Source organism: Pontimicrobium sp. IMCC45349, assembly GCF_047219225.1.
Lineage (GTDB): Bacteria > Bacteroidota > Bacteroidia > Flavobacteriales > Flavobacteriaceae > IMCC45349.
The window spans coordinates 958,015-983,724 of the sequence record NZ_CP178208.1 but is presented as its reverse complement, the minus strand read 5'-3'; the positions used below and the strand labels follow the sequence as shown (position 1 = coordinate 983,724).

The window sequence follows — 25,710 nt, the reverse complement described above, 5'->3', positions numbered from 1 at the left end:
TAGTGCTTTTTCTTTTTGCGTCAATACTGAATCAATTATCTTTGCTCAAATTTTATAAGAAATGTCAAAGAATTTTATTGAAGAATTACAATGGAGAGGCATGATACATGATGTTATGCCAGGAGCAGAAGATCATTTGCAAGAAGCTATGAGAAGTGCGTATGTTGGGTTTGATCCAACTGCAGACTCGTTACATATTGGTAACCTAGTACCAATTATGCTTTTAGCGCATTATCAAAGATGTGGGCATAAACCAGTAGCTTTAGTTGGTGGAGCAACGGGAATGATTGGTGATCCTTCAGGAAAGTCTAGTGAGCGTAACTTATTAGATGAAAGAATATTACGTCATAATCAAGATGCTATTAAAGGACAATTAGCTCATTTTTTAGATTTTGAAAGCAATGAGGCTAATGCTGCTGTATTAGTTAATAATTATGACTGGATGAAAGAGTTTTCATTTCTAGAATTTATTCGTGATGTAGGTAAGCATATTACAGTTAATTATATGATGGCTAAAGATTCTGTAAAAAACAGAATTTCTTCTGAAGCTTCAGAAGGAATGAGTTTTACAGAGTTTACATATCAATTAGTACAGGGTTATGATTTTCTTCATTTATATAATAATAATGATTGCACAATCCAAATGGGGGGAAGTGATCAATGGGGAAATATTACTACTGGAACAGAATTGATTAGACGTATTGGTAAAGGAAAAGGATATGCAATTACATGTCCTCTTATAACAAAATCAGACGGTTCTAAATTTGGGAAATCTGAAGGCGGAAATGTATGGTTAGATGCAAATAGAACATCCCCATATAAATTTTACCAATATTGGTTAAATTCATCAGATGAAGATGCAGAAAAGTATATTAAGATTTTCACTTTTTTAACTAAAGAAACTATTGAAACTTTAGTAGCAGAGCATAAAGAAATGCCTCATTTACGTTTACTGCAAAAACGTCTTGCTAAAGAAATTACTACTATGGTACACTCTGAAAGTGATTTTGTAAATGCAGAAAAAGCTTCAGGAATATTATTTAGTAAATCTTTTAAAGAAGATATTCAAACGTTAGATGAATCTACATTTTTAGATGTTTTTGAAGGTGTGCCACAAGCAGATATTTCTAGTAATGATATTGAAGAAGGTTTAGATATGATAGCTGCATTAGCAGCAAAAACAAGCTTTTTAAAATCTAATGGTGAAGCAAGAAGAGCGTTAAAAGAAAATGCTGTTTCTGTTAATAAAGAAAAAGTAAAAGAAGATTATAGGATTACGTCTTCAGACTTAATTAATGATAAATATGTTATTATTAATAAGGGTAAAAAAAACACCTACATTTTAAAAGTAGTATAAAACAAAAGGCTGGTTAAATACTTAACCAGCCTTTTTTAGTTAAAAAAACTAACCAACCTAATTTTCTTTTCATAGCAATTTTTCAATAGCTATAAATTTTAGGTCGTAATAGAAATAAAAACCTTTCAGCGAAAAGTAAATTTTTTAAAAAACCATAAGATTACAACCTCTAATATCAGAATTGTCAAATCTTCCTAGGACTTCAAAAGAGTTGTTTTCGTAAACTTTCCCTAAGTCTTGAGTTGCAATAAACGAGCAAGAATTAATATTGGCTAGGTCTATAATATTTAAACCGCCAGTTTTATTATTATGTAGAATAGTTAGTGGGTCTTCGGTGTCTCTAGCGAGTATTTTCATCCAAGGAGGCGTGTTAAAAATACTATTTTCGACTGAATAAGCTTGCGACAATAACTCAGTCATGCCATATTCACTATGTATCGTATTTATTCCAAACCCTTTGGATAATTGTTTATGTAGTTCTGCTCTAATAAGTTCTTTTCGTTTACCTTTCATTCCACCAGTTTCCATAATAATGGTGTTTTTTAAATTGAGAGAATAGGTTTCAATAAAATCTAATAAGGCAAAAGATACACCTATAAGTAATGTTTTTTCCTTTTCTTTTTCTAACTGTAAAAGTGTTTGATATAGTTCCTCTATATTATTAAGATAAAAACCACTTTCTGGTTGTTTAGATTGGTTAATCATATCGTTAACCATATAAATTAAAGAAGAACCCTCTCTTTCTAGATAAGAGGGTAAAAGTGCTAGTACTACATAATCTTTTATGTCTCCATAAAAGTGAGAAAATCCTTTTCTAAAACTTTCTTTGTAAATATTAACATCTGTTACATAATGTTTACTAGTTATACTTCCTGTAGTGCCACTACTTGAGAATGTTTCAACAATTGGTTGAGTAGAGGAAACAATTTTATGTGACTTAAAAAATTGTATTGGTAAAAAAGGAATGTCTAAAATAGAATTTACTTCACTAGGATGCTTATAAAGTAAATCACAAAAAGAACGATAGACACGATTATTTTTAAACTGATACTTAAAAATATCTAAAGCTAAGTCATTAAATTCTGATTCAGATTTTATGTTAAAAATAGTATTGCAATCTATCATTGTCATGTTTGTAAACTAATCACAAAAGTATATAAAATTAAAGAGCGTTGCCAATAGCAACGCTCTTTTAAAACATATTAATTAATATGTTTATTTTATAACAAGCTTCTTAGTTACAGTAGCATTGTTTTGAGTAAGTTTTACTAAATACACACCAGCGTTAAGGCTTGATACATCTAAAGTATTGTTACTTATGTTTGCGTTTAACACTTGCTTTCCTAAAATATCAAATACATTTACACTAATAGCTTCACTGTTAGTAGAAGAGATTGATACACTTCCTGTAGAAGTTGGGTTAGGGTATAAACTAAAGTTTACAGTTTCAAAAGAACCATTAGATAATGTTGTAGGAGTAACATCTGCCCAAGAAGTTCCTAATCTTAATTCGTCAACATCAATAAATCCTGTTTCACCAGTTGAATCTTGTCTTAGTCCAAATTGACCAATACTAGATGCAGGATTAGAATCTGTAGTAGTGATAGTTACTGCTGGAGCTGAACCTTCAAAATCTCCACTAGAAGGGTTAATCCAAGCATTCATAACACCTGTTGTAGTTTCGTAACTCATTACAACAAAAATTTCATCACCAATATTATGTGTTCCAGCATTGATAACATCTGCAGAAGCAGTATTATATCCTAAACCTACTTGGAAAGGTGCACCCCCACCATCAGTGCTAGGAACTGCTGTTGGTACTACCCATAGTCTACCATCGAAATTACCTAATAAAGCAAAGTATCCTCCATCTGTATCACTTACAGAAGACATGTCATTAACTCTAAAAATAAATGAAGCATATACTGTTCCAGTAGTTTCTGGTGTAAACATAATAGCAGAATCAGTTCCTCCACCATCAAAACTCACTTTGTTTCCTGTAGAGTTAGCTAAACCTGTATAAGATAAGCTTCCAGAAGAGACTAAAATATCATCAGAAGAAGCTGAGATAATATCCCAATTTGATTCATCAGAAATTGCATTTCCAACAGTATAGTCAAAACCTTCGTATAAAGGTAATACTAAAGCAGGATCACAATCAGGACTATTAATATTTCTTGTGAAATTACAACCACTATTTCCTGGGTCTCCAGTAAATGTTACTACGAAATCAGTATTTTCAGGGATGTTAGAAATAATAATTGTACCAGTTGCATCATCAGTTGGGTTTTCACCAGTTACAACACCAATACCTTGAGTGTCTATTGTATATTGAGAAGTTCCTCCACCAGTGAAATCTATAGTTGTAGTATAAGTGTCACTAGCACCAGGATTAATTGCATCACATGTAGAAGTTATAGTACCCACTTGTAAATCACATGGGTAAGCAATACTAAAATCAATTGTTTCAAAATCTATAACACCCCCATCAATAATTTCAACAGTTACCTCAAAAGTGTCACCATCAGCAGTAGGTGTGATTGTGAAAGGACTAGTAACATTGTTTGTTGTAACTGGAGAACCTCCATTTTTAGTTACAGTTATGTCCAGTGTTGAAGAACCAGGGGCATTTTCTGTACTAAATACAACATCTACACTTGTAGTACCAGCTGGTAAAACTTCAAAATCTGCAGGAGACGAAATGTAAACTGTTGGAGCAGTATTACACCCTGTATAAGCTCCAAGATCTCCCCATCCTGTATTACTTCCAGTAACAATCCACTCTGAAGTAGCTGCATCAGTTCCAAAAGATCCTAATTCATTTGGGTTTGGAGAACAAACAGAAGTTTTTCTTGTAAATGTATTGTTGTAAGTAGCATTAGTTATTCCAGCAACATCCCAACCATCACCATCAACATCAGACATATCTCCTAAGATGTCTATAATAGTGTATGTATCTGCAGTAGCTCCAGATAAAGTTAATGCCATAGTGTCATCACCATTACTTAAATATTGAAAAGTTAAGTCTGCAGCAGCTAAAATTGTAGCATCAGCACTAGGGTGGGCAATAACAAATACATCACCATCAGCTAACATAGTTCCTGGAGTAAAAGTTACACTGTCAGGAAAATCAAATTCGTTAGCTGTATTACAACCATTAGAACAAGTAGATATTGAATAGTTTCCTAAGTCAACATCTGCTCCAGTACCATTGTAAATTTCTAAAAATTTATTGTTACTTGAACCTTCGCCATACATACTAAAAAGTAAGTCTGTAGTTTGTCCAAATGATAGTGTAGAAACTAACAATGATAAAATTAAAAAGTAAAGTTTTTTCATAATTGATTAATATAAAATTTAATGAGCCTCAAATATACAAAAAAAAACACCTTTAGCTTGAGAAAAAGGTTATCAGTATGTAATCTTTAACGTTTTGGCAAACATCTGTTTTTTAATAGTTTACAATTACGTTTGTTTGTAAAGTTAATTCTATGTAAGTCTTAAGTTACTTAAATGTTATATATTGGGGTAGTTGTAGTAAACATTACTATTAATTTTATCTTTACCTCATAAATTATTTTTTAAAATGAATAAGAAGGATATAAAAATATTATTAGTTGATGATGAACCAGATATTTTAGAAATAGTTGGTTACAATTTATCTAATGAAGGCTATCGAGTTATTACTGCTGAGAATGGTCTTGAAGGTGTTAAAAAAGCCAAAAAAGAAAAGCCACAACTAATAATTTTGGATGTAATGATGCCAGAAATGGATGGTATTGAAGCGTGTGAACAAATTAGATCTATTCCTGAATTAAAAGATAGTATTGTTACATTTTTAACTGCAAGAGGAGAAGATTATTCGCAAGTAGCTGGATTTGAGGCTGGGGCAGATGATTATATTACTAAGCCTATTAAACCAAAAGTTTTAGTAAGCAAGGTTAAAGCACTTTTAAGACGATTTAAAGAAGAACAGGTTCAAGAAGATGTTCTTAAAATTGGAAACTTAATTATTAATAGAGATGAATATAAAATTCTTCTTAATGGTAATGAAATAGTACTTCCAAGAAAAGAGTTTGAATTATTATCTTTGCTAACATCAAAACCTGGGAAAGTTTTTAAAAGAGAAGAAATTTTAGATAAAGTTTGGGGAAATGAAGTTGTTGTTGGAGGAAGAACTATTGATGTTCATATAAGAAAACTTAGAGAAAAAATTGGAGACGATTCTTTTAAAACTGTAAAAGGTGTTGGATATAAGTTTGTGAATTAATGAGTAAAAATTTTAAAAAATCATACAAATTTGCCTTTAAGTCATCTTTGTTTATAAGTCTTTTTTTAACGCTTTTTATGAGCGTTTTTTTGTATGTTTTTTACGCAGTAAATATTGCTCATATTTTACTGTTTTTTGTAGTGTCTTTTCTCATCTCATTTTTTATAGTACAGTTTAGAGTTGAACATTTTATTTATAGAAGAGTAAAAAAGATATATGACGATTTAACCTTACTGGAATCTAGCTCTTTTAGAAAAGATCAAATAACCACTGATATGCGTACACTTACTCAAGAAATTGATAAGTATGCAAAAGACAAGAAGCTGGAAATTGAAACACTTAAAATTAGAGAAGAATATCGAAAGGAATTTATAGGTAATGTATCTCACGAGTTAAAAACACCATTATTTACTGTGCAAGGTTATGTTTCAACCTTGTTAGACGGAGCTGCTGAAGATGAAAGTATCAGAAATAAATATTTGGAAAGAGCAGATAAAGGTGTAGAAAGGCTTATATACATCATTAAAGATTTAGATATGATTACCAAATTAGAAGCTGGTGACTTAAGTCTAAATGTTGAACCTTTTGATATTGTTGAGCTTATAAAAAATGTTTACGAGCTTTTAGAGATGAAAGCTGCCAAAAAGAAGATTTCTTTAATACTAGATGCAGATTACGAAGAGCCAATTATGGTAGTTGGTGATAAAGAACGTATACAACAAGTAATTACCAATTTAATTGTTAATTCTATTAAATATGGTAATGAAAAAGGAACTACAGAAATTAGCATCGAAAATCTAATAAAAAACAAAGTTATTATTAGAGTTACAGATAATGGTGAAGGTATAGAAGAAGAGTTTATTCCTCGTTTATTTGAACGTTTTTTTAGAGTGGACAAAAGTGGTTCAAGAAAAGAAGGTGGCTCTGGTTTAGGATTAGCAATAGTGAAGCATATTATAGAAGCTCATGACGAAAAAATATACGTTGAAAGCGAGTATGGTGTTGGAAGTGAGTTTTCATTTACGCTCGAAAAGGTTAAATAAACTACTAAAATCTGTCGAGTTATATATTGAGTTAAAACCTTTGTAGTTCTCTGTTCTAGCTAATTGGTAGATTGTAAATTTATCTTGTGAGCAATAAGGTGTAATACCTTTTTCATCTAAGCGTTTGGCTAAGTATTCCTGTTCAAATTGACCAGGAGTCGGTATAAAAAAAGCTTTCTTTTCTAGTTTAGCTAAATCTAAAACGGTTGTATATCCAGATCTTGATAAGATTATATCACTTTGGTTTATAGCTATTTCAAGTTCTTTCGTTTGCATAAAATTTATAATGGTAATATTCTTCTTAATTATTGTATTCTGCTTACTTTCTACGCACCCTTTTACAAATAAAACTTTACCATTGTAGTTTGTCAGTTCTTCCAAAAGATATTCTTCAAGCATAGAACGTTGTGGCTCAGGACCAGACAATAAAACCGTTAAATCGTAAACTTTTTTAATGTTTAATTTATTAAATCTGCTTACTACACCCAAATATTTCATCGGAATAATTTGTTGTTCTAGATGACCTAGTTTGCCACTTAAGTTTGGTTCATCTTCAAGGTCAGGAATCCAACATTCGTCAAATTTTTTAATAATATTTTGATGTATTTTACTGCTTAGCCAAGTAGTGCTGCCACTTAGTACATTTAATTGGTGAGAAATAAAAACCGATGGTACTTTTTTACTATACACTCCAAGTCTGTTGTCAGATATAATACCATCTATTTGAGTTGCTTTTAGTAAGTTTTTTACCTGCTCTTTTTCAGCCTTTATAGCTTTAAGCATTTTAGGTGAATCTTTAAGTAATTTTAACTTAAAATGCTTTCCCTTTTTAGAATATGTAACTTTGTATGAAGGCAAAGTAATAGCTTCTAAATTGGGAAATTCTTTTTTTAAAAGTTTTAATGCTATACCATCGCTAGCAATTATTGGCTCATAATTTTGAGAAATTAAAGCATTGATTATAGGAATACACCTTGTGGCATGTCCTAAACCCCAATTAAGAGGTGCAACTAATATTCTTTTTTTCAATTCCATTTAAAAACAAAGGTAACTCTAAAATGTTTCCTTAATTTTACCAAAATTTTAAATTAAGGTGGGAAGCAAAAATAAATTAAAACGATTTAAGGAAAACGAAACATTTCCTAATGTAGTACAACCAACTCGTGAAGAGTTAGTAGATGGAAGTTTTAAACATAAAGGACAATGGCAGACTTTCTTTAAAAATGATAATCCAATAGTTTTAGAATTAGGATGTGGAAAAGGAGAATATAGCGTTGGCTTAGCAAAGAAATATCCTAAAAAAAATTTTATAGGTATAGATATTAAAGGTGCTCGTTTTTGGAGAGGAGCTAAAACTGCTGTTGAAGAAAGTATTCCTAATGTAGCATTTATTAGAACTCAAATAGAACTTTTAGAGTATGTGTTTGAGCAAAATGAAGTTGATGAAATTTGGATTACTTTTCCAGATCCTCAAATAAAATACAAACGTACAAAGCATAGAATGACTAATGCTGAATTTTTAAAGCGTTATAAAAAAGTATTGAAACCTGATGGTATTATGAACCTTAAAACTGATAGCGAGTTTATGCATGGTTATACTTTAGGGTTGCTTCATGGAGAAGGTCATGAAGTGTTATACGCTAACCATGATGTGTATAAACAAGAAGGAAGCCCAGAAGAAGTAACAAGCATTCAAACATTTTATGAAAGTCAATACTTAGAGCAAAACAAACCAATTACGTATATTAGATTTAAAATTAAGTAAGCTTGGATATCACTTTTATCTTTATTATTGGGTTATTAATCGCACTTGTAGGTGTAATTCCTCCCGGTTTACTTAACATGACAGCTGCTAAAGTTAGCTTAAAAGAAGGCTATAATAGAGGTGTTATGTTTTCTATTGGTGTTTGTGTTATAGTTTGTGTTCAAACATATATAGCCTCTATTTTTGCAAGTTATTTGAGTAATCATCCAGATGTAGTAGATATACTTCAGCGTGTAGCCTTTGTTATATTTGTGCTCATTACTATTTACTATTTATTAATAGCTAAAAAACAACCAAAGCCTCAATTAGAGCAATCAATTAAAAGTAAGCGAAGTCGTTTTTTTCAAGGAATGTTACTTTCTGCTCTAAATGTTTTTCCAATTCCATACCAAGCTTATATGACTATAACCTTAGCCTCATTTGGATGGTTAACTTTTGAGCCTATTAGTATAGCGTCATATGTGGCAGGAGCAGCTATGGGAACTTTTATTATGCTCTATGTTTATATTTTCTTTTTCGATAAAATAAAAAACAAAAATTTCACGACTCAAAAAAACATGAACTATATCATTGGTACTATAACTGGCGTGATAGCAATAATAACTTTAGTCAATATTATTAAAGAGTTATAATATGAAACCCGAAACCCTTAACTTTTTCGATAAATGCTATGAGGTTGCTAAGCTAATTCCTTATGGTAAAGTAACTAGTTATGGTGCAATTGCAAAATATTTAGGAGCATCTAGAAGTGCTAGAATGGTTGGTTATGCAATGAATGGATCTAGTGGTAAAGATGTACCTGCACATCGAGTTGTTAACCGTAAAGGTTTATTAACAGGTAAGCATCATTTTGAAGGCACTAACCTAATGCAGCAGCTTTTGGAGAGTGAAGGAATTGTAGTTATTGACAATCAAATTCAAAATTTGGATAAAGTATTTTGGGATCCTTCAAAGGAGTTGTGAGCTGATATAACTAAACCAAATTAGCTTATAAATCATTTCAATAAAACCACTTCAATATCTAAACAATTCACAGTATATTTGCACTTTAGAATTAATCTAAATTGTTACACGTGAAATTAGATAAACAAGACATATTAAGAGCTTTAAAAACTATTACTGTTCCTGGTGAAGGACAAAATATGGTAGAAAGTGAAGCTGTAAAAAACATAGTGGTTTTTGGTGATGAGGTTATAGTTGACATCACTATAAAAAATCCAAGTTTACAGGCTAAAAAACGTACAGAAGTTGATATCATGAAAACCATTCATGATTTAGTATACCAAAAGGCCAAAGTAAAAGTGAATGTAAAGGTTGATGCGCCTGCAAAACCTGTAAATGAGATTAAAGGAAAAGTAATTCCTGGAATTAAAAACATTGTAGCTGTAGCTTCAGGTAAAGGAGGTGTAGGAAAATCTACAGTAACTTCTAACCTTGCAGTTACTTTAGCTAAAATGGGATTTAAAGTTGGAATTCTTGATGCGGATATTTATGGTCCTTCAATTCCTATTATGTTTGATGTTGAAGCAGAAAAGCCTTTAGCTGTAAATGTTGATGGGAAATCTAAAATGAAGCCAATTGAAAATTATGGCGTTAAAATTTTATCCATAGGTTTCTTTACAAGACCAGACCAAGCTGTAGTTTGGAGAGGTCCAATGGCTGCTAAAGCACTAAATCAAATGATATTTGATGCAGCTTGGGGAGAATTAGATTTCTTACTTTTAGACTTACCTCCTGGAACAGGTGATATTCATTTAAGTATTATGCAATCATTACCTATTACTGGAGCTGTTGTTGTTAGTACACCTCAAAATGTTGCTTTAGCTGATGCTAAAAAAGGGGTGGCTATGTTCCAGCAGGATAGTATTAATGTACCAGTTTTAGGAATTATTGAAAATATGGCATATTTTACACCAAAGGAATTACCTGAAAACAAATATTATATTTTTGGTAAAGAAGGAGCTAAAAATCTTTCTGAAGATTTAAAAGTACCATTCTTAGGAGAAATGCCATTAATTCAAAGTTTAAGAGAAGCAGGAGACATTGGAAGACCTGCAGCTTTACAAAATGCTACTCCAATTGAAGAGGCATTTGAAAAAATCACTCAAAATGTAGTGCAAGAGGTGGTGAGAAGAAATGATGATTTACCACCAACAGAAGCAATTAAAATTACAACTATGGCTGGATGTTCAGCTGTAAACAAATAAAACAGTATTATGACTTCAGAAGAAATTAGAAATAATGTTGAAAAAGCACTAAATGAAATAAGACCTTTTTTACAAAGTGATGGAGGTGATATTTCTTTAATCGGCATTGAAGATGATAAATTAGTAAAGGTACAATTAGAAGGTGCTTGTATTTCATGTAGTGTAAACCAAATGACATTAAAATCTGGAGTAGAAATGACTATTAAAAAATATGCACCTCAAATAGAACGCGTAATTAATATTGAAGCTTAATGTGACTTTTATCACATTATAAAAAATATCTAAGCTTTAATTTTGCGCTAACAAACTATTTTAATTCATGATTACTACAGATATACTAATTATAGGTGCTGGACCTACAGGTTTATTTACTGTTTTTGAAGCAGGCTTATTAAAACTAAAATGCCATCTTATTGATGCTTTGCCTCAACCTGGTGGTCAATGTAGCGAGATTTATCCTAAGAAGCCTATTTATGATATTCCTGCATATCCAGAGATTTTGGCTGGTGATTTAACAGAAAAATTACTTGAACAAGGAAAGCAATTTGAACCAGGGTTTACACTTGGTGAACGTGCAGAAACAATAGAAAAACTTGAAGATGGTAATTTTATTGTAACTACAAACAAAGGAACAAAACATAAAGCGCCAGTTGTAGCGATTGCTGGAGGTTTAGGAAGTTTTGAACCAAGAAAACCTTTAATTCATAATATAGCAGATTTTGAAGATAAAGGAGTTGCTTATATGATTAAAGACCCAGAAGTATATCGTGACAAACGTGTGGTTATTGCTGGCGGAGGTGACTCTGCTTTAGATTGGAGCATTTTTTTAAGTGATGTAGCAAGTGAAGTAACTTTAATTCATAGACGTAACGAGTTTAGAGGCGCTTTAGATTCGGTTGAGAAAGTACAAGAGTTAAAAAATCAAGGCAAAATTAACCTTATTACACCTGCTGAAGTTGTTGGTGTTGTTGGCGATGAAAAAGTGGCAGGAGTAGTTGTAAAACAATCACAACATATAGAAAAAGAATACGTTTTGGAATGTGATGATTTTATTCCACTTTTTGGTTTATCTCCTAAATTAGGACCTATAGCTAATTGGGGATTAGAAATTGAAAAGAATGCTATTAAAGTTGATAATACATTAGATTATCAAACAAACATACCTGGAATTTTCGCGATTGGAGATGTGAATACATATCCAGGAAAATTAAAGTTGATCCTTTGCGGATTCCACGAAGCAACCTTAATGTGTCAATCAGCTTATAAGATTATTAATCCAGGAAAACGATATGTCTTAAAATACACAACAGTTAGTGGTATTGATGGATTTGATGGAACACGAAAAGAAGCGCCAAAAGCTGTTGTTAAGAAAATTGAGTAGTATTTATCTCTTTGAATAGAGTCTAAGGTCTATAAATAAAAAATAGCCTAAATGGAACAAGATGTAAAAATAACAATTACAGATAGAGAAGGTGTAACTCATAATATTGAAGCGCCAACAGATATGGCTATGAATATTATGGAAGTTGTACGTGCTTACGAGCTAGCTCCTGAAGGTACAATTGGTGTTTGTGGAGGTATGGCTATGTGTGCATCTTGTCAATGTTATGTAAAGTCAGATCATGAATTGCCAGAAATGCAAGATGATGAAGAAGCGATGTTAAGTGAAGCTTTTTATGTAGAAGATAACAGTCGTTTAGGTTGTCAAATACAAATTACACCAGAGCTTGATGGTTTAGAAATAGAGTTAGCTCCAGAGAGTTAAACATCACACATTATTATATAAAAAAGCTTCCATACTGGAGGCTTTTTTTGTGTTTTACCACCAAACTAAAAATAACTTTTGTAATGCTCCATTTTTCATTTTAATCCAACATAACGGAGAGAAATTTCTATCCAAATATTCCTTTATGTCTGATTTAAAACTATCATAATTTATCCAAGTTACATTAGTATGAGGTTTTAATAACCAATCTTTTTTTCTAGGAATATAGAATTTATAATCCTTAAAATTTGAGAGCTCATACTTTGTGATGTAAAAGCCAATAATACAATTATTGTTGAGTGTTTTAAGCTGAATATCTTGATTAGAATAAGGAACAAACAATTGCGCTTTAAAATAGACTTGTTGAGAGATGTTTTCAGCTTCCAAATCAAACCTATTTAAATAAGGTTTACAGTGTTTTGAATAGAGTATAGGTAACTGCTTGTCTTTTAATTTAGTTAATTTTTCAATTAATGAGTCTTTTCTGTTTGGTCCAATAAAATGCTCAATTTCTGTATTTCCAACTGTATCATCATATAAATAGAATTTATAAATGATTTCTAGATGAATAGGTTTTTCATTTTGAAGGAGCAAACAGTCTAATTCTCCTAAGGTAATTTTGTTATTTTGAATTTGAATGTTTTGAGCTAAAGTAATAACAGTGTTACTTTGATTGAGTTCAAAAGTAACAAGATGTTCAATATATTTTCCCAGTCTAAGTTTGTTATCAATAGAAATATCAATTTTTGAAATTGAAGATTTAATTTGAAATTGTACTAGCCCAAAAACAGAGTTGCCTCTCCATAAAACAGGAGTTTTTAAAAAGCCTTGATATCTTTTTTGAAGCATATGTTTTTGATATATCGATAAAACTAAGTTCTATAATCAATTAGTTTTTGAGGACCTTCAAGTAGTGTGCGTTTTATTTGAAGCGTACCATCATCTTTAGTGGCAATATGCCATTTAATTAATGATATTGCTCCATGTTCTATTTCAATTCCTGTAATACTTCTAGGATGTACACAACTACCATCATTAAAAAAAGCAATATCTCCAGGTTCAGGAAAACGAGGTCTATGTGTATGCCCAACAATTGTTATAAGATTATTGTTTTCAGCAATCCATTTTTTTGTACGCTTTTCTACTTTAATTAACTCTTTGTAATTCTTAGCAGGACTTGTTGGGTCTGCAATTCCCATAACGTTTAGAGGTTTCCATAAAATACGAACTAAAAACCTGCTCCATCTCCAAAAAATATAGTTCCACCAATCTGCTTGATGTCCATGTGTTAAAAATAACTCTTGTTGTGTTTCGGAATATTTTAATACAATTGCTTCGTGGTATTTAATATCACAAAAAAGAGGCTCTTCACATCCTGTTTTTGGGTCGAAATAAGATGAAAGATGCTTCTCTACATATTTAGGTTTACGGTAAACCATATCGTGGTTTCCCCAAATCATGTGTAATCGCTCTTCATCATGAAATTGTTTCATGAGCATATACACATTTTTATGTGCATTTAAGATGCTTTTAAAGTTTGAGTTTTCCCATAACTCATCACCATCTCCTAATTCGCAATATTGAAATCCTTCTATGTAATAATGTGTTAAAGCATGAAAGTATATGTTTCTATTATTAGCAAAGTCATCAGCAAAACTATTATCACCACGATGACAATCGCTAAACAAGATAAACTTATCGTCATCATTGAATACTAAAGTCTTAGCATTTTTATAGGCTCTGTCTAATCTTGATTTTGAAGACATTTTTATTCTTTGATATAAAGATGGCAAAAAAAAGCGAGCTATAAAATAGCTCGCTTTAATATATTAACTTAAGAATTATCTTTGAGGTTCAAGTTTAGCACCATGATATGGACAATAAGTCCATTTTCCGGTATGAAGAGTATTGTCTTGCGGACAAACTTTTTCCATAATTAAACTACCTAATGGTAAATCTACATTTTTAGAATATGTATCTAGTCTAAATGTTAGTTCGCCTTCAGATCTTGGATTAGTTTTTATATACTTACTTCCTTTTTTGTTTTCAAAAAGAAAAACCTGCATGTTTTCTCCCATTGGACCAAGCATATTTTTCATCATTGGCTTAATGACAGATAAAAAATTTACTAGATCTGGAGATAATTTATCTTCAGCTACTAATTTTAAATCAACACCATTATAAGTAACACTTAATTCATTCTCAATTATTTCTCTTGGAGTAAAAGTAACACCACCAAACATACCAACTTTACCTTTTATTACTATTGTTAAAGTGTAGTTTTCTAACATTTCTACAATCATATCGCTTTCTGCTTGAGATGAAGATTCATCTTGAGCGAAAACAGATTGCCAATATTCAGTTGGTAACCACCAAATAATTTCTATATCATCAGTACTGTCATTAGTATACTGAGTGTCTGAGATTAATTGGTCTAGATTTACGTCCTTTAAAGGTTTGTTTTGTGCTATTGTTATAATTGAAACAAAAGCACAAACTAGAGAAATAATTTTTTTCATCTTATTTAAAAGCGTTTAATCCAGTAACGTCTAATCCAGTAATTAATAAATGGATGTCATGAGTACCTTCGTAAGTAATTACACTTTCTAGGTTCATAGAGTGACGCATGATACTGTATTCTCCAGTAATTCCCATTCCACCAAGCATTTGCCTAGCTTCACGAGCAATATTAATTGCCATATCTACATTGTTACGCTTAGCCATAGATATTTGTGCAGAAGTCGCTCTGCCTTCATTTCTAAGTACTCCTAAACGCCATGTTAGTAATTGTGCCTTTGTGATTTCAGTAATCATTTCAGCTAATTTCTTTTGTTGTAATTGGAATTGTCCAATTGGTTTTCCAAACTGTGTACGTTCTTTACTATAACGTAAAGCAGTGTCGTAACAATCCATAGCAGCTCCAATTGCTCCCCAAGCAATACCATAACGTGCAGAATCTAAGCAACCAAGAGGTGCTCCTAATCCTGATTTGTTAGGTAATAAGTTTTCTTTTGGAACTTTAACATTGTCAAAAATAAGTTCTCCAGTAGCACTAGCTCTTAAAGACCATTTGTTATGAGTTTCTGGAGTTGAAAATCCTTCCATACCTCTTTCAACAATTAATCCATGGATACGACCTTCTTCATTTTTAGCCCAAACTACAGCAACTTGCGCGAAAGGTGCATTAGATATCCACATTTTAGCGCCATTTAAAAGATAGTGATCTCCCATATCTTTAAAGTTGGTAACCATGCCTCCAGGATTACTTCCGTGATCTGGCTCAGTTAAACCAAAACATCCAATCCATTCACCAGAAGCTAACTTTGGTAAATATTTTTGACGTTGTTCTTCATTTCCGTATTTCCAAATAGGATACATTACTAAAGACGATTGAACAGAAGCAGTACTACGTACTCCAGAATCTCCACGCTCAATTTCTTGCATGATTAATCCATAAGAAATTTGATCTAATCCAGCACCACCATATTCCATAGGAATGTAAGGTCCAAAAGCTCCAATTTCAGCTAAACCTCCAATAATTTGATTTGGAAATTCAGCGCGTTGTGCATAATCTTCTATAATTGGAGATACATCACGTTTTACCCATTCACGAGCAGCATCTCTTACTAATTTATGTTCTTCTGTTAAAAGCTCATCTAAGTTGTAATAATCTGGAGCTTCAAATAAATCTGGTTTCATCTAGTTGTATTTTGTGTGTTTTTATATGAAATAACCTTTAAAGGTAAAATCATGAAGACAAAAGTAACGAAAACGTTTTCATTGCCCAATTTTAAAGATTACATTTTAAGGTAAAAATCTTGTGTTAATTTTTTATACTCCTCAGTATATTCATGTCTACCTTCTTCAATAGTTAATGAGGATTTTTTAATAGTGTTTTCTTTAAAAGAAAATTCTAATAATGAGCGCTTTATTTTGGAATTAGGATTACCCTTAATCTCTAAAACTTCGTTAAGATGCAAACCATATTTAGTCGCTAATGAGGTGAAGTTTTCTGTTTCTTTAAAAGGTATTATAACAACAAACTTTCCGTGTTCTGATAATAGTTTTGAACCACTGTATGCTAAATGTTCAAAAGGCATAGCATCAGTAAATCTAGCTAAATCACGTTGCTCATTTTCAGTTTTATAATCTTCAGAATAAAAAGGAGGGTTTGAAACTATTAAATCGTATTCGTCATCTATTTCAGTTACAAACTCTTGAAGAGAAGCATGATAACAAAATAAGCGATCTCCCCAAGGTGAGTTTTCAAAATTAGAAACACATTGTTCGTAGGCTGCATCATCAATCTCTAATGCATCAACAACTTCTGCATTGCATCGTTGCGCAAGCATTAAGGCTACTAATCCAGATCCAGCACCAATGTCTAAAATAGAAAAAGGTTGGTGTTGTGTTGAAGCCCAAGCACCTAATAACACACCATCTGTACCAACTTTCATGGCGCATTTATCTTGGTTAATTGTAAACTGTTTAAACTTAAAAGGTTGGTTTGACATTTTATTCTAAATATAAGTCTATAAGTCCTTGAGGTGTTTCTACCAAAATAGTTTTGTTATCTCTGTCTACTTTTGAAATGAATTCATCATTCATAGGAATTAGTATTTCTATGCCATCTCTATCGATTTCAAAAAGTGCTTGTGCTGTAGAGTCATTAATGCCTTTTATAATTCCAACATGACCAAAGTTCTTGTCTTTAATTGAAAAACCAATAACTTCATGAAAATAAAACTTATCTCCTTCAAGTTTAGGAAGCAGTTCAAGTGGTAAATAGAGGTCGCTTTTTAGTAATGCATCAGCATCTTCCTCATTATCCACTTCTTCAAACTTAATTCTTAAAAGGTCAGATTTATGCAATTGAGAACTTTCAATAAAAAAAGGAATTAGATTATTACGTAGCGATATAAAGATAGCGTCTAAATTTTCGTATAATTCTGGTTGGTCAGTATCAAGTTTTACAAGGAGTTCTCCTTTAAAGCTATACTTTTTAACAATTTTACCTAGGTAAAAACAATCTTCTACTTTCATAGTGTTTAAAATAAAAAAACCTGACAAAAATAATTGTCAGGTTCAAAAATATAAAACATTTAGTTTTTTATTCTTCTTCGTTAGAAGCTTCAGTTTCTTCAGCAACTTCTTCTTCAACAACAGGAGCTGCTGCTGCGATTCTTGCTTCATTTACAGCTTTTTCAGCTTCTAATGCTTTAGCTTTAGCTTCTGCATCAGCTTTAGATAAACCGTCTTTTTTAGCTTCTACTTTAGCTGCTTTTTCATCTAACCAAGCTTGAAATTTCTTTTCAGCTTCTTCTTCTGTTAAAGCACCTTTTTTAACACCTCCAGCTAAATGGTTCTTTAATAAAGCACCTTTGTAAGATAAAATAGCTCTTGCAGTGTCAGTTGGTTGTGCTCCATTTTGAAGCCATTTAACTGCACCATCAACGTCTAATTCTATAATTGCTGGGTTGTGGTTTGGATTGTAAAGTCCTAATTTTTCTAAGAATTTACCATCTCTTTTTGATCTTGCATCTGCTGCAACAATCCAGTATAAAGGTTTTCCCTTTTTACCGTGTCTTTGTAGTCTTAATTTAACTGCCATAGTAATTAATTAGTGAGGTTCTCGACCTCTGTTATTAATGAGTGCGCAAAGATACTATATTTTTCTAATTTCCAGTTAAATGTTTTATTTTTTTATTATACTTTTGGGAATCTAAAATCGTTATATAGAAATGAAAAAAATATTTTTTGCCTTAGCTACTCTTTTAACTGTATTAAGTTGTCAAGAAGATGTACAATTTAACACTCCAGCTTTTCAAGGAATAAAGAATGGAGATTTTTTATGGAAAGCATCAGCATATACAGTTGCAATTGATGGAAATGGATTCTTAACCTTTTCTGGAAACAATGGATTTGGTGACTTAACACTTCAAGTGCCTTCTGCAAGTGTAGGTGTTTATTATTTTGGAGATGTGCCTTCAATGGTAGCAACTTACCAAGAGAATGCGAGTGCTTACTCTACAAATAACGATGGTGTTGGTAGTGTGGTTTATGTAAGTGATGGAGAAATAAACATTGAAGAAATAGATTATACCGAAAATACATTTACAGGTAGTTTTAAGTTTAATGCTTATACTTCCTCAGGGCAAGGTGTTGTTAATTTTTCTGAAGGTGTTTTTTATAAATTACCTCTAACATTCGGTAGTATACCAATGGATGTTTATACATGTGCAGATGCACAATCAGCAACTTCTGCAGCACAAGTGTTATTTAATGATACAGATTTATCAAATAGTGTTGAATATAATGAGCGTTGTAGCTCTTATGTTGCAGCTTTACAAAATCAAATGACGTATTGTGGAGATGTTAGTGGAGAAATTCAAGCTATAATTGACGATTTAGGAGATTGTTCTTTACCATGTGAGTATGCTCAAGACAATACAGCTAATGCTTTAGCTTTATATAATGCTGCAACTATTGGAAACTATATTGAACTTTGTAATAGCTATAGTTTTTATTTAGGAGAACAAATTCAGTTTTGTGGTGATGAAGATGGAGCAATTCAAGCAATTATTAATGGTTTAAATTGTTTAGATGATGATAATGATGGTGTGCCAAATATATTTGAGGATATAGATGGAGATGGAGATTTTGATAATGATGATACAGATTTAGATGGGATTCCTGATTATTTAGATACTGATGATGATGGAGATGGAATTTTAACATCAGATGAGGTGACAGATGCAGATAATAACCCTGTTGATTCAGATTCTGATAATATTTTAGATTATTTAGATATGGATGATGATGGTGACTCTGTTTATACTATTTTTGAAACTGGAGATACTGATGGAGATGGTACATTAGACTATTTAGATACAGATGATGATGGAGATGGTGTTTTAACTATAGATGAAAATCCAGATCCAAATGCAGATGGAGATCCAGCAGATGCGCAAGATACTGATGGAGATATGATTCCAGATTACTTAGATGATATGTAATAGTAAGAAAATACAAACAAAAAGAGCAGCCAATTTGGCTGCTCTTTTTGTTTACAACTGTTTATAACTTTAGCTTTTAAAACATATAATTATTCTTATTTTTAGTGTTCTTATTTTTTACAAGAAAAACACTATATGTACTTAATATTCGATACTGAAACTACTGGTTTACCAAAGCGTTGGAATGCACCAATTAGTGATACTGATAACTGGCCAAGAGCTATACAAATAGCATGGCAGTTACATGATGAGATGGGGAATTGTATCGAACATCAAGATTATTTGATAAAACCAGAAGGTTTTAATATTCCTTATGATGCTGAAAAAATACATGGTATTTCAACTGAATTGGCTGCAGAACAAGGTGTGCCTTTAACTGAGGTATTAGAGAAGTTTAATGTTGCATTAAGGAAATCAAAATTTGTTGTTGGTCAAAACGTTGGGTTTGATGTTAATATAATGGGTTGTGAGCTTTATAGAGAAGGTGTAGCATCTCCTTTACAAGAGCTTCCTGTTTTAGATACGTGTACAGAGCATACAGCAACCATGTGTAGGATTCCTGGAGGTAGAGGAGGAAAGTTTAAATTGCCAACATTAACAGAGTTACATCAATTTTTATTTAACCAACCATTTGCAGAAGCGCATAATGCAACTGCCGATGTAGAAGCAACAACAAGGTGTTTTTTAGAATTAATAAGAAGACGAGAATACACTAAAGAACAACTTGATGTCGAGCCAGATTATTTTCAAAGATTTAATGAAAAGAATCCTGCTGAAATTCAACTTATTGGATTAAAGCATATTAATTTAAAGAAAGCTTCAGCTAAAATTAATGAAAGGCTTCAAAAAGAACAATCTGCAAATCAACAAGATGTTGAACAAATAGATGTAAGTCAACTACAAGGTTTAGAATTTTCGCATCTTCATAACCATTCTCAGTTTTCAATACTTCAATCTACTATTAGTATTCCAAATTTAGTGTCTGCAGCAGCAAAAAATAGTATGTCTGCAGTAGCTATTACGGATCATGCTAATATGATGGGAGCATTTCATTTTGTAAAAGAAGTAGGAAGCTACAACAAGTCTGTAAAAGATAAAATTGCTGAAGCTATTGCCAATGGAGAGGAACCAACTGCTAAAGAAATAAAGCCAATTGTAGGTTGTGAGTTTTTTGTTTGCGATGATCATACCAATAAATCTCAAAAAGATTATGGTTATCAAATAGTCATGTTAGCTAAAAATAAAAATGGTTATCAAAACATGGCTAAAATGTCATCAATAGCATATACTGATGGTTTTTATTATGTGCCTAGAATTGATAGAACTGTAATAGAAAAGTATAAAGAAGATATTATTGTTCTTACAGGGAATTTATATGGAGAAGTACCTAGTAAAGTACTTAATGTAGGAGAAAAACAAGCTGAAGAAGCTTTAGTATGGTGGAAAGAGCAGTTTGGAGAAGATTTATATATGGAGCTGATGCGTCATGGTCAAGAAGATGAGGATAGGGTTAATCCTGTTTTAGTTTCTTTAGCTAAAAAGCATGATGTTAAGCTTGTTGCGTCAAATAATACTTATTATGTAGATAAAGCAGATGCCAATGCACATGATATTTTATTATGTGTAAAGGATGGTGAAAAACAAGCAACACCAATAGGTCGTGGTCGTGGGTATAGATATGGTTTGCCAAATCAAGAATATTACTTTAAGTCAGCCGATGAGATGAAGGATATCTTTCAAGATATTCCCGAGGCTATTATTAACATCCAAGAAGTAATAGATAAAATTGAACCTTTTGAATTAGCACGTGATGTATTACTTCCAAAGTTTGATATTCCAGAAGAATTCATCCATGAAGAAGATGAAAAAGATGGTGGTAAGAGAGGTGAAAATGCATTTTTAAAACATTTAACCTACGAAGGTGCAAAAAAACGTTATGGCGAAATTACACCAGAAATTAAAGAGCGTTTAGATTTTGAATTAGATACGATTGAAAATACGGGATATCCTGGTTATTTCTTAATTGTAGAAGATTTTATTCGAGAAGCAAGAAAAATGGATGTGTCTGTTGGTCCTGGTCGTGGTTCGGCAGCAGGGTCTGTAGTAGCATATTGTTTGTGGATTACCAATATTGACCCAATTAAGTACGATTTACTTTTTGAGCGTTTCTTAAATCCAGATCGTGTAAGTATGCCAGATATCGATATCGATTTTGATGATGAAGGTCGTGGTCGTGTGATGGACTATGTAATCGATAAATATGGCGCAAATCAAGTAGCCCAAATTATTACTTATGGTACAATGGCAGCTAAATCGTCTATTAGAGATACTGCACGTGTATTAGATTTGCCATTAAGTGATGCCGATAGAATTGCAAAACTAATTCCTAATATGTCTAAGCTAAATAAAATATTTGGTAAGGACGAAAAAGAACTGAAAGCGAAGTTTAGAGCCGAAGAAATGGAGCTCATTAATCAGCTATTGAATATTTCTGAAGGAAGCGATTTAGAGGCTGAAACAGTTAACCAAGCTAGAATTCTTGAAGGCTCAGTTCGTAATACAGGAATTCATGCTTGTGGAGTTATCATTACACCAGATGATATAACCAATTTTGTGCCTGTTTCAGTTGCAAAAGATTCTGATTTATATGTCACGCAGTTTGATAACTCAGTAGTAGAAAGTGCTGGATTATTAAAAATGGATTTCTTAGGATTAAAAACCCTAACATTAATTAAGGATACAGTAAAAATTGTAAAAGCTAAGCATGGTATAGAGTTAGATCCAGAAAATTTTCCTTTAGATGACGAAGAAACCTATGCTTTATTCCAAAGAGGAGAGACTGTTGGGATATTTCAATATGAATCTCCAGGTATGCAAAAGCACATGCGTGATTTAAAACCTACGGTTTTTGCCGATTTAATAGCAATGAATGCGTTGTATCGTCCTGGGCCATTAGAGTATATTCCAAGTTTTATTAGGCGTAAGCATGGTGATGAAGAAATTGAATATGACCTTCCAGAGTTAGAAGAATATCTAAAAGAAACTTATGGTATTACGGTTTATCAAGAGCAGGTAATGCTATTGTCTCAAAAACTAGCAGATTTTACCAAAGGTGAAGCCGATGTTCTTCGTAAAGCGATGGGTAAAAAGCAAAAAGCTGTACTAGATAAAATGAAACCTAAGTTTATCGAACAAGCTGCTGCTAAAGGAATGGATAAGAAAAAGCTTGAAAAAATCTGGAAAGATTGGGAAGCTTTTGCGAGTTATGCTTTCAATAAATCACACTCTACTTGTTATGCGTGGATAGCCTATCAAACAGCTTATTTAAAGGCACATTATCCAGCTGAGTATATGGCAGCTGTACTTTCTAATAACATGAACGATATTAAGCAGGTAACGTTCTTTATGGAAGAGTGTAAACGTATGAAATTAAATGTACTTGGTCCAGATGTAAATGAAAGTTATTATAAGTTTTCTGTAAATGATGATAATGCTGTTCGATTTGGAATGGGAGCTATAAAAGGTGTAGGTCATGGAGCTGTAAAAACAATAGTTGAAAACAGAAAGAAAGATGGTAAGTATAAATCTATTTTTGATTTTGCTAAAAGAATAGATTTAAGGGCAGCTAATAAAAAAGCATTTGAAAATCTAGCTAACGCTGGTGGATTTGATGGATTTGGAAATACACATCGTGCTCAGTATTTTCATGATACAGGTGATGGTGTTACATTTTTAGAAAAGACGATTAAATACGCAAATAAGTATCAAGAAAATGAAAATTCTGCTCAAGTAAGTTTGTTTGGAGAAGCTAGTGATGTGCAAATTCCAGAACCAGAAGTGCCGCCATGTGAAGAATGGGGGACTATGGAGAAATTGGCTAGAGAGCGTGAGGTTGTAGGTATTTATATTTCTGGACATCCATTGGACGACTTTAAAATAGAAATGAAAACATTTTGTAATGGTACTGTTTCATTATTTAATGATATGGCAAGTTATGTTAATAGAGAGATAACTTTTGGAGGTGTAGTTACAGATGTACAACATAGAGTAAGTAAGCAAGGTAAAGGTTGGGCAGCTTTTACAATTGAAGATTATTTAGATAGTTATGAGTTTAGGATTTTTGGAGAAGACTATCTAAAGTTTAGGCATTTCTTAATGATTAGCAACTTTGTCTATGTTAGAGCATTTATTAGAGAAGGTTGGGTGAATAGAGATACGGGAAAAAAAGGAGATCCAAGAATTCAGTTTAATAACTTTCAATTATTACATGATGTTATGGATACGTATGCTAAAAAGTTATCCATTCAAGTTAATATTAAAGATTTAAAAGAAGATACAATAGCGAGTTTAAAAGATTTATTGCATATGCACCAAGGTAATCATGCGCTTAATTTTGTTGTCTATGACAATAAAGAAAAAATAAAACTAACAATGCCTAGTAGAAGGCAAAAAGTGAAAATATCTCAGGAGCTATTAAATGAGCTAGCAGAACAAGATGTGTATTATAAATTGAATTAAAAATAAAGTATAACCCTAACTAATAAAACAATAAGCAAAACAAATAGTACAATTGTAAGCTTTGGCAAAATTTTTGACTAATTTTGTGTAAATAAATTAGAGAACACAATTAAATTAAATATTATGGCATTAGAAATAACAGATGCAAATTTTGAAGAAACAGTATTAAAGAGTGATAAGCCAGTAATGGTAGATTTTTGGGCTGCTTGGTGTGGGCCATGTCGTATGGTTGGACCAATAATTGATCAAATTAGCGAAGAGTATGCTGATAAAGCTGTTGTTGGTAAAGTAGATGTAGATGCAAACCAAGAATTTGCTGCTAAGTATGGAGTACGTAACATACCAACTGTATTAGTGTTTCAAAATGGAGAAGTTGTAGGAAGACAAGTAGGTGTTGCTCCTAAAAATGCATATACAGATGCAATTGATTCACTTTTATAATTAGAATCTAAAAGAAATGATAAAAGGTTTGTCTATTAGGCAAACCTTTTTTAGTTTAGATATATAATGAATGTTCAAAACGAAGTAAATAAAGCATCTGGATTTAAAAACTTAGAGCTCCTCGCTAAAGAGGTGGTAGAAGGGTTTATAGCTGGAATGCATAAAAGTCCTTTTCATGGTTTTTCAGCAGAATTTGCTGAGCATAAAATTTATAATAGAGGCGAAAGTACAAGGCATATAGATTGGAAGCTTTTTGCTAAGACAGATAAATTATATACCAAACGTTATGATGAAGAAACTAATTTGCGTTGTCATATCATTATAGATAATAGTAGCTCTATGCATTATCCAGAGCTAAAAGAGTTTTCAATAGATAGTTTAAACAAAGTAGCATTTTCTGCATTAGCAGCAGCTTCAATGATGCATATTTTAAAAAAGCAAAGAGATGCTGTAGGCTTGAGTATTTATTCTAATGAATATGATTATTACGCTCCAGAAAAAGGAAGTGAGAGACATCATAGAATGTTGTTGGATCAATTAGATAAAACAGTTGTGGCTAAACCAAAAGGTAAAACCACTAAAACATATCAATTTTTACATCATATAGCAGAAAAAATTCATAGACGCTCCATGATTTTTTTATTTACAGATATGTTTCAGTCTGGAATTGAAGATGAAAAACTTTTTGAAGCATTACGCCATTTAAAATATAATAAACATGAAGTGATCTTATTTCATGTTTTTGATAAAGATAAAGAGTTAGATTTTAATTTCGATAATAAACCAAAACGTTTTATTGATGTCGAAACTGGAGATTACATTAATCTTTATGCCGAAAATGTAAAAGAGAATTATAATAAAGCAGTAAAAAATTACTTTGAAGCCATAAAATTAAAATGCTCTCAATATCAAATTAAATATGTGCAAGCTAATGTAAATGAAAGCTTTAATAAGGTTTTAACTACTTATATGGTCGAAAGACAAAAATTTGCTTAGAAAAAAAATAAAAAAATATTGCAAAAACATTTGTGATATTAAAAATGGGGTGTATATTTGCAACCGCAATAAAGCAACGGTTTGGTAGTTCAGTTGGTTAGAATACCTGCCTGTCACGCAGGGGGTCGCGGGTTCGAGTCCCGTCCAGACCGCAAAAATTGCTAAAGCTTCTCTTAGGAGAAGCTTTTTTTGGCAATAAAATTTAGTTGTGTTGTTTGATAAGTGTAATGCTTATCAGCGGTTTAAGTAGTTAAACCAATGGAAAGCTTTCCTTTTTTTGAGTAATCAAAAATCGGGATGCTTTTTTGTTTTACGGATGTTTTTGTTAAAAA

The 25,710-nt window shown here is 31.9% G+C and carries 24 protein-coding genes and 1 tRNA gene; 15 read left to right on the top strand and 10 right to left on the bottom strand.

From position 1 onward, the window contains the following. Window positions 1–61: 61 nt before the first annotated feature. Complete coding sequence (gene tyrS / locus ACLII3_RS04555) at window positions 62–1,357, top strand: tyrosine--tRNA ligase (RefSeq protein WP_412986835.1); 1,296 nt, start codon at window positions 62–64, stop codon at window positions 1,355–1,357. A 144-nt stretch (window positions 1,358–1,501) separates the two neighbouring features. On the opposite strand, the gene ACLII3_RS04550 is transcribed toward tyrS, so the two are convergent. Together ACLII3_RS04550 and ACLII3_RS04545 are read right to left on the bottom strand one after the other, a co-directional pair. Continuing rightward, entirely contained in the window at window positions 1,502–2,482 is a 981-nt protein-coding gene (locus tag ACLII3_RS04550) for an acyl transferase (RefSeq protein ID WP_412986833.1), read from the bottom strand. A gap of 90 nt (window positions 2,483–2,572) precedes the next feature. After that, window positions 2,573–4,696 (bottom strand): T9SS type A sorting domain-containing protein, encoded by a 2,124-nt coding sequence (locus ACLII3_RS04545; RefSeq protein WP_412986831.1) that lies wholly within the window; start codon window positions 4,694–4,696, stop codon window positions 2,573–2,575. A 247-nt stretch (window positions 4,697–4,943) separates the two neighbouring features. Between ACLII3_RS04545 and ACLII3_RS04540 the strand changes: the two genes are divergently transcribed. After that, a complete protein-coding gene (locus tag ACLII3_RS04540; protein WP_412986830.1) occupies window positions 4,944–5,627 on the top strand; it encodes a response regulator transcription factor in 684 nt (227 codons plus the stop codon). Next, entirely contained in the window at window positions 5,627–6,670 is a 1,044-nt protein-coding gene (locus tag ACLII3_RS04535) for a sensor histidine kinase (protein ID WP_412986828.1), read from the top strand. Before ACLII3_RS04540 ends, ACLII3_RS04535 begins: the two co-directional genes overlap by 1 nt. On the opposite strand, the gene ACLII3_RS04530 is transcribed toward ACLII3_RS04535, so the two are convergent. Then, a complete protein-coding gene (locus tag ACLII3_RS04530) occupies window positions 6,644–7,705 on the bottom strand; it encodes a glycosyltransferase (RefSeq protein ID WP_412986826.1) in 1,062 nt (353 codons plus the stop codon). The genes ACLII3_RS04535 and ACLII3_RS04530 overlap by 27 nt on opposite strands. Before the next feature lie 58 nt (window positions 7,706–7,763). Between ACLII3_RS04530 and trmB the strand changes: the two genes are divergently transcribed. The 7 genes from trmB (at window position 7,764) to ACLII3_RS04495 (ending at window position 12,407) form a co-directional block, all read left to right on the top strand. Next, the gene (trmB, locus tag ACLII3_RS04525; RefSeq protein ID WP_412986824.1) at window positions 7,764–8,435 is read left to right on the top strand and encodes a tRNA (guanosine(46)-N7)-methyltransferase TrmB; all 672 of its coding nucleotides are present in this window, start codon (window positions 7,764–7,766) and stop codon (window positions 8,433–8,435) included. A 2-nt stretch (window positions 8,436–8,437) separates the two neighbouring features. Then, the gene (locus ACLII3_RS04520) at window positions 8,438–9,067 is read left to right on the top strand and encodes a LysE family translocator (protein ID WP_412986822.1); all 630 of its coding nucleotides are present in this window, start codon (window positions 8,438–8,440) and stop codon (window positions 9,065–9,067) included. 1 nt (window position 9,068) lies between these two features. Beyond that, window positions 9,069–9,398 (top strand): MGMT family protein, encoded by a 330-nt coding sequence (locus ACLII3_RS04515; RefSeq protein WP_412986820.1) that lies wholly within the window; start codon window positions 9,069–9,071, stop codon window positions 9,396–9,398. Between the two features lie 110 nt (window positions 9,399–9,508). Beyond that, window positions 9,509–10,642 (top strand): P-loop NTPase, encoded by a 1,134-nt coding sequence (locus ACLII3_RS04510; protein WP_412986819.1) that lies wholly within the window; start codon window positions 9,509–9,511, stop codon window positions 10,640–10,642. Window positions 10,643–10,651: 9 nt separating this feature from the next. Next, window positions 10,652–10,894 carry a NifU family protein gene (locus ACLII3_RS04505; RefSeq protein WP_412986817.1) on the top strand — a complete coding sequence of 81 codons (243 nt, stop codon included), beginning with the start codon at window positions 10,652–10,654 and terminating at the stop codon, window positions 10,892–10,894. 67 nt (window positions 10,895–10,961) lie between these two features. Continuing rightward, window positions 10,962–12,023: an NAD(P)/FAD-dependent oxidoreductase gene (locus ACLII3_RS04500; protein ID WP_412986815.1), complete on the top strand. Its 1,062-nt coding sequence runs from the start codon at window positions 10,962–10,964 to the stop codon at window positions 12,021–12,023. 51 nt (window positions 12,024–12,074) lie between these two features. Continuing rightward, the gene (locus tag ACLII3_RS04495; RefSeq protein ID WP_412986814.1) at window positions 12,075–12,407 is read left to right on the top strand and encodes a ferredoxin; all 333 of its coding nucleotides are present in this window, start codon (window positions 12,075–12,077) and stop codon (window positions 12,405–12,407) included. Between the two features lie 54 nt (window positions 12,408–12,461). Here the strand turns inward: ACLII3_RS04495 and ACLII3_RS04490 are convergent, their stop codons facing one another. From ACLII3_RS04490 to ACLII3_RS04460, 7 genes are all read right to left on the bottom strand, one after another. After that, on the bottom strand, window positions 12,462–13,256 hold the full coding sequence (locus ACLII3_RS04490) for a DUF1853 family protein (RefSeq protein WP_412986812.1): 795 nt from the start codon (window positions 13,254–13,256) through the stop codon (window positions 12,462–12,464). Window positions 13,257–13,279: 23 nt separating this feature from the next. Next, window positions 13,280–14,173, bottom strand: coding sequence for a serine/threonine protein phosphatase (locus ACLII3_RS04485; protein ID WP_412986811.1), 894 nt, complete (start codon window positions 14,171–14,173; stop codon window positions 13,280–13,282). A gap of 75 nt (window positions 14,174–14,248) precedes the next feature. Further along, window positions 14,249–14,926 carry a hypothetical protein gene (locus ACLII3_RS04480; RefSeq protein WP_412986810.1) on the bottom strand — a complete coding sequence of 226 codons (678 nt, stop codon included), beginning with the start codon at window positions 14,924–14,926 and terminating at the stop codon, window positions 14,249–14,251. A gap of 1 nt (window position 14,927) precedes the next feature. Beyond that, entirely contained in the window at window positions 14,928–16,106 is a 1,179-nt protein-coding gene (locus tag ACLII3_RS04475; RefSeq protein WP_412986808.1) for an acyl-CoA dehydrogenase family protein, read from the bottom strand. Between the two features lie 98 nt (window positions 16,107–16,204). Next, window positions 16,205–16,921: a tRNA1(Val) (adenine(37)-N6)-methyltransferase gene (locus tag ACLII3_RS04470; protein ID WP_412986806.1), complete on the bottom strand. Its 717-nt coding sequence runs from the start codon at window positions 16,919–16,921 to the stop codon at window positions 16,205–16,207. 1 nt (window position 16,922) lies between these two features. Continuing rightward, a complete protein-coding gene (gene rimM, locus ACLII3_RS04465) occupies window positions 16,923–17,450 on the bottom strand; it encodes a ribosome maturation factor RimM (protein ID WP_412986805.1) in 528 nt (175 codons plus the stop codon). Between the two features lie 67 nt (window positions 17,451–17,517). Further along, window positions 17,518–18,018, bottom strand: coding sequence for a 30S ribosomal protein S16 (locus tag ACLII3_RS04460; protein WP_412986803.1), 501 nt, complete (start codon window positions 18,016–18,018; stop codon window positions 17,518–17,520). A 130-nt stretch (window positions 18,019–18,148) separates the two neighbouring features. Between ACLII3_RS04460 and ACLII3_RS04455 the strand changes: the two genes are divergently transcribed. The 5 genes from ACLII3_RS04455 (at window position 18,149) to ACLII3_RS04435 (ending at window position 25,530) form a co-directional block, all read left to right on the top strand. Beyond that, window positions 18,149–19,423 (top strand): DUF6252 family protein, encoded by a 1,275-nt coding sequence (locus tag ACLII3_RS04455; RefSeq protein WP_412986801.1) that lies wholly within the window; start codon window positions 18,149–18,151, stop codon window positions 19,421–19,423. A gap of 135 nt (window positions 19,424–19,558) precedes the next feature. Further along, window positions 19,559–23,941, top strand: coding sequence for a DNA polymerase III subunit alpha (gene dnaE / locus ACLII3_RS04450; RefSeq protein WP_412986800.1), 4,383 nt, complete (start codon window positions 19,559–19,561; stop codon window positions 23,939–23,941). A 123-nt stretch (window positions 23,942–24,064) separates the two neighbouring features. Further along, complete coding sequence (trxA, locus tag ACLII3_RS04445; protein ID WP_412986798.1) at window positions 24,065–24,382, top strand: thioredoxin; 318 nt, start codon at window positions 24,065–24,067, stop codon at window positions 24,380–24,382. 66 nt (window positions 24,383–24,448) lie between these two features. Beyond that, window positions 24,449–25,378: a DUF58 domain-containing protein gene (locus ACLII3_RS04440; protein ID WP_412986797.1), complete on the top strand. Its 930-nt coding sequence runs from the start codon at window positions 24,449–24,451 to the stop codon at window positions 25,376–25,378. Between the two features lie 78 nt (window positions 25,379–25,456). Continuing rightward, window positions 25,457–25,530: transfer RNA gene (locus ACLII3_RS04435), tRNA-Asp, on the top strand. The last annotated feature ends 180 nt before the right edge of the window (window positions 25,531–25,710 follow it).